The sequence below is a fragment of the Pseudonocardia wallangbongensis genome, assembly GCF_054486945.1.
This window is the reverse complement of record NZ_JBRERS010000034.1, coordinates 1-4983: the sequence shown is the minus strand read 5'-3', so window position 1 is coordinate 4983 and position 4983 is coordinate 1. Positions and strand designations below refer to the sequence as shown.

At 58.1% G+C, this 4983-nt stretch carries 3 rRNA genes; all 3 read left to right on the top strand.

Annotation, left to right across the window (positions count from 1 at the left end):
- A 16S ribosomal RNA gene (locus ACU436_RS42220) occupies nucleotides 1–1346 on the top strand; the annotation flags it as partial.
- Between the two features lie 304 nt (nucleotides 1347–1650).
- Nucleotides 1651–4768 (top strand): 23S ribosomal RNA (locus ACU436_RS42215).
- Nucleotides 4769–4856: 88 nt separating this feature from the next.
- Nucleotides 4857–4973, top strand: a 5S ribosomal RNA gene (gene rrf / locus ACU436_RS42210).
- Nucleotides 4974–4983: the final 10 nt, after the last annotated feature.

Below are 4983 nucleotides of genomic sequence, written 5' to 3'. Positions count from 1 at the left end.
GACCTCTCATCGCATGGTGGGTGGTGGAAAGTTTTTCGGCTGGGGATGGGCCCGCGGCCTATCAGCTTGTTGGTGGGGTGATGGCCTACCAAGGCGACGACGGGTAGCCGGCCTGAGAGGGCGACCGGCCACACTGGGACTGAGATACGGCCCAGACTCCTACGGGAGGCAGCAGTGGGGAATATTGCGCAATGGGCGAAAGCCTGACGCAGCGACGCCGCGTGGGGGATGACGGCCTTCGGGTTGTAAACCTCTTTCGACCGGGACGAAGGGTGACTGACGGTACCGGTAGAAGAAGCACCGGCCAACTACGTGCCAGCAGCCGCGGTAATACGTAGGGTGCGAGCGTTGTCCGGAATTATTGGGCGTAAAGAGCTCGTAGGCGGTGTGTCGCGTCGGTCGTGAAAACTTGGGGCTCAACCCTGAGCGTGCGGTCGATACGGGCATCACTTGAGTTCGGCAGGGGAGACTGGAATTCCTGGTGTAGCGGTGAAATGCGCAGATATCAGGAGGAACACCGGTGGCGAAGGCGGGTCTCTGGGCCGATACTGACGCTGAGGAGCGAAAGCGTGGGGAGCGAACAGGATTAGATACCCTGGTAGTCCACGCCGTAAACGGTGGGCACTAGGTGTGGGGGCCATTCCACGGTCTCTGTGCCGCAGCTAACGCATTAAGTGCCCCGCCTGGGGAGTACGGCCGCAAGGCTAAAACTCAAAGGAATTGACGGGGGCCCGCACAAGCGGCGGAGCATGTGGATTAATTCGATGCAACGCGAAGAACCTTACCTGGGTTTGACATGCACTAGACGCGTCTAGAGATAGGCGTTCCCTTGTGGCTGGTGTGCAGGTGGTGCATGGCTGTCGTCAGCTCGTGTCGTGAGATGTTGGGTTAAGTCCCGCAACGAGCGCAACCCTCGTTCCATGTTGCCAGCGGGTTATGCCGGGGACTCATGGGAGACTGCCGGGGTCAACTCGGAGGAAGGTGGGGATGACGTCAAGTCATCATGCCCCTTATGTCCAGGGCTTCACACATGCTACAATGGCTAGTACAGAGGGCTGCGAGACCGCGAGGTGGAGCGAATCCCTTAAAGCTAGTCTCAGTTCGGATCGGGGTCTGCAACTCGACCCCGTGAAGTTGGAGTCGCTAGTAATCGCAGATCAGCAACGCTGCGGTGAATACGTTCCCGGGCCTTGTACACACCGCCCGTCACGTCATGAAAGTTGGTAACACCCGAAGCCGATGGCCTAACCCCTTGTGGGAGGGAGTCGTCGAAGGTGGGACCGGCGATTGGGACGAAGTCGTAACAAGGTAGCCGTACCGGAAGGTGCGGCTGGATCACCTCCTTTCTAAGGAGTCCACCGTGTTGGTGGGGTTGACCAGTGCTTGAAGTGTTGGGCCTGGTTCTCCTTCTTCGAAGAAGTCGCATCTGATGGTTGGGTGTGGCGCTGGGTGGAACATAGAGTCTGGTTCGTGAATGTAATGGTTCGGCACGCTGTTGGGTCCTGAGGGGACACCTGGGAAGCGGGTGGTTTCTTCGGCTCCTGGCCTGGATCGTCTAACGCCCTGCGTGGTTGGGGTGGTGGTGGTCGTGGTGGGTTGGGGTGTGGTTGTGTGTTGAGTGTTGCATAGTGGATGCGAGCATCTTGTTGTGAATAAGTGTTTAAGGGCACATGGTGGATGTCTAGGCATCAGGAGCCGATGAAGGACGTGGGAGGCCGCGATAGGCCTCGGGGAGCTGTCAACCGAGCTGTGATCCGAGGATGTCCGAATGGGGAAACCCGGCGCCCGTCATGGGGCGTCACCGTGCACTGAATTCATAGGTGTACGGGGGGAACGTGGGGAAGTGAAACATCTCAGTACCCACAGGAAGAGAAAACAACCGTGATTCCGTGAGTAGTGGCGAGCGAAAGCGGATGAGGCTAAACCTTGGTCGTGTCAAGCCGGCAGGCGTTGCGGCTGGGGTGTTGTGGGATTTTCTCGTGGTGGTGCTGCCGCGCTGCCGAGGTCATTGGATTCGTGTTAGTGGAAGACTTCTGGAAAGGGTCGCCGTAGTGGGTGAGAGCCCCGTACGCGAAAACACGTTTCGTGGTCTGGAGATTGTTCCCGAGTAGCAGCGAGCTCGTGGAATTTGCTGTGAATCTGCCGGGACCACCCGGTAAGCCTAAATACTCCCTGATGACCGATAGCGGACTAGTACCGTGAGGGAAAGATGAAAAGTACCCCGGGAGGGGAGTGAAATAGTACCTGAAACCGTGTGCCTACAAGCCGTCAGAGCCTTTCGGGGTGATGGCGTGCCTTTTGAAGAATGAGCCTGCGAGTTATGCTTCGTGGCGAGGTTAACCCGTGTGGGGTAGCCGTAGCGAAAGCGAGTCTGAATAGGGCGTGTAGTCGCGGGGTGTAGACCCGAAGCGGAGTGATCTACCCATGGCCAGGGTGAAGCGTCGGTAAGACGTCGTGGAGGCCCGAACCCACCAGGGTTGAAAACCTGGGGGATGAGCTGTGGGTAGGGGTGAAAGGCCAATCAAACTCCGTGATAGCTGGTTCTCCCCGAAATGCATTTAGGTGCAGCGTCGTGTGGTGGATGCCGGAGGTAGAGCACTGGATGGGCTAGGGGGACCAAAATCTTACTGAACTCAGCCAAACTCCGAATGCCGGTATTTCTAGCGCGGCAGTGAGACTGCGGGGGATAAGCTTCGTAGTCGAGAGGGAAACAGCCCAGATCACCGGCTAAGGCCCCTAAGCGTGCGCTAAGTGGGAAAGGATGTGGGATCGCCCAGACAACCAGGAGGTTGGCTTAGAAGCAGCCACCCTTTAAAGAGTGCGTAATAGCTCACTGGTCAAGTGGTCCTGCGCCGACAATGTAGCGGGGCTCAAGCGCACCGCCGAAGCCGTGGCAATGCCACATGTAGATCCGCTTCCTCTCCTTGTGGGGGGTTGTGTAGTCGTGGTGTTGGGTAGGGGAGCGTCCTGCATCCGGTGAAGCGGCCCTGTGAGGGAGTCGTGGAGGGTGTGGGAGTGAGAATGCAGGCATGAGTAGCGAATGCAGAGTGAGAACCTCTGCCGCCGAATGACCAAGGGTTCCTGGGCCAGGTTAATCCGCCCAGGGTGAGCCGGGACCTAAGGCGAGGCCGACAGGCGTAGTCGATGGACAACGGGTTGATATTCCCGTGCCCGTGACAGTGCGTCCGTGCTGAGGCCGGTGATGCTAACCATCCGAACCCGCCTGTGAGCCCTTCGGGGTGATCGGGGTCGGGGGAGCGTGGGATCCGATCCGGTAGTAGGCAAGCGATGGGGTGACGCAGGAGGGTAGTCCCGCCAGGCGGTGGTAGTCCTGGTGTAAGCCTGTAGCCCGACATGTAGGTAAATCCGCATGTCATGTGGGTGAGAGGTGATGCATAGCCGATTGAGGCGAAGTAGGGTGATCCCATGCTGCCGAGAAAAGCCTCTAGCGAGTGCTGTTGCGGCCCGTACCCTAAACCGACACAGGTGGTCAGGTAGAGAATACCGAGGCGATCGAGTGAACTGTGGTTAAGGAACTCGGCAAAATACCCCCGTAACTTCGGGAGAAGGGGGGCCGGAGGCTCTGAAGCTCCTCGCGGGCTAGGGGCAGCCGGCCGCAGAGACCAGGCCCAAGCGACTGTTTACTAAAAACACAGGTCCGTGCGAAGTCGCAAGACGATGTATACGGACTGACGCCTGCCCGGTGCTGGAACGTTAAGAGGACCTGTTAGCTCTTCGGGGCGAAGCGGAGAATTTAAGCGCCAGTAAACGGCGGTGGTAACTATAACCATCCTAAGGTAGCGAAATTCCTTGTCGGGTAAGTTCCGACCTGCACGAATGGCGTAACGACTTGGGCGCTGTCTCGACCACAGACTCGGCGAAATTGCACTACGAGTAAAGATGCTCGTTACGCGCGGCAGGACGGAAAGACCCCGGGACCTTTACTACAGCTTGGTATTGGTGCTCGGTTCGGCTTGTGTAGGATAGGTGGGAGACTGTGAAGTTGTCACGCTAGTGATGGCGGAGTCGCTGTTGAAATACCACTCTGGTCGAATTGGGTGTCTCAACCTCGGGCCATGATCTGGTTCAGGGACAGTGCCTGGTGGGTAGTTTAACTGGGGCGGTTGCCTCCCAAAATGTAACGGAGGCGCCCAAAGGTTCCCTCAGCCTGGTTGGCAATCAGGTGTTGAGTGTAAGTGCACAAGGGAGCTTGACTGTGAGACTGACAGGTCGAGCAGGGACGAAAGTCGGGACTAGTGATCCGGCACCACCTGGTGGAAGGGGTGTCGCTCAACGGATAAAAGGTACCCCGGGGATAACAGGCTGATCTTGCCCAAGAGTCCATATCGACGGCATGGTTTGGCACCTCGATGTCGGCTCGTCGCATCCTGGGGCTGGAGTAGGTCCCAAGGGTTGGGCTGTTCGCCCATTAAAGCGGTACGCGAGCTGGGTTTAGAACGTCGTGAGACAGTTCGGTCCCTATCCGCCGCGCGCGCAGGAGACTTGAGGAAGGCTGTCCCTAGTACGAGAGGACCGGGACGGACGAACCTCTGGTGTGCCAGTTGTTCCGCCAGGAGCACGGCTGGTTGGCTATGTTCGGAAGGGATAACCGCTGAAGGCATCTAAGCGGGAAGCTCGTTCCAAGATGAGGTCTCCCACCACCTTGCGTGGTTAAGGCCCCCAGCAGACCACTGGGTTGATAGGCCAGAGATGGAAGCCCTGTGAGGGGTGGAGTTGACTGGTACTAATAGGCCGAGGGCTTGTTCATGACGAGTTGTTTGCATCCACTGTGCGACCCTGAGCACACAACCACATTTTTGTGGCGCATCCACTTTGTTTGATAATTTGATATTGTTGTCGGTGGTTTTGGCGGAGGGGGAACGCCCGGTCCCATCCCGAACCCGGAAGCTAAGCCCTCCAGCGCCGATGGTACTGCACCCGCCAGGGTGTGGGAGAGTAGGTCGCCGCCGACATTCAACGTGT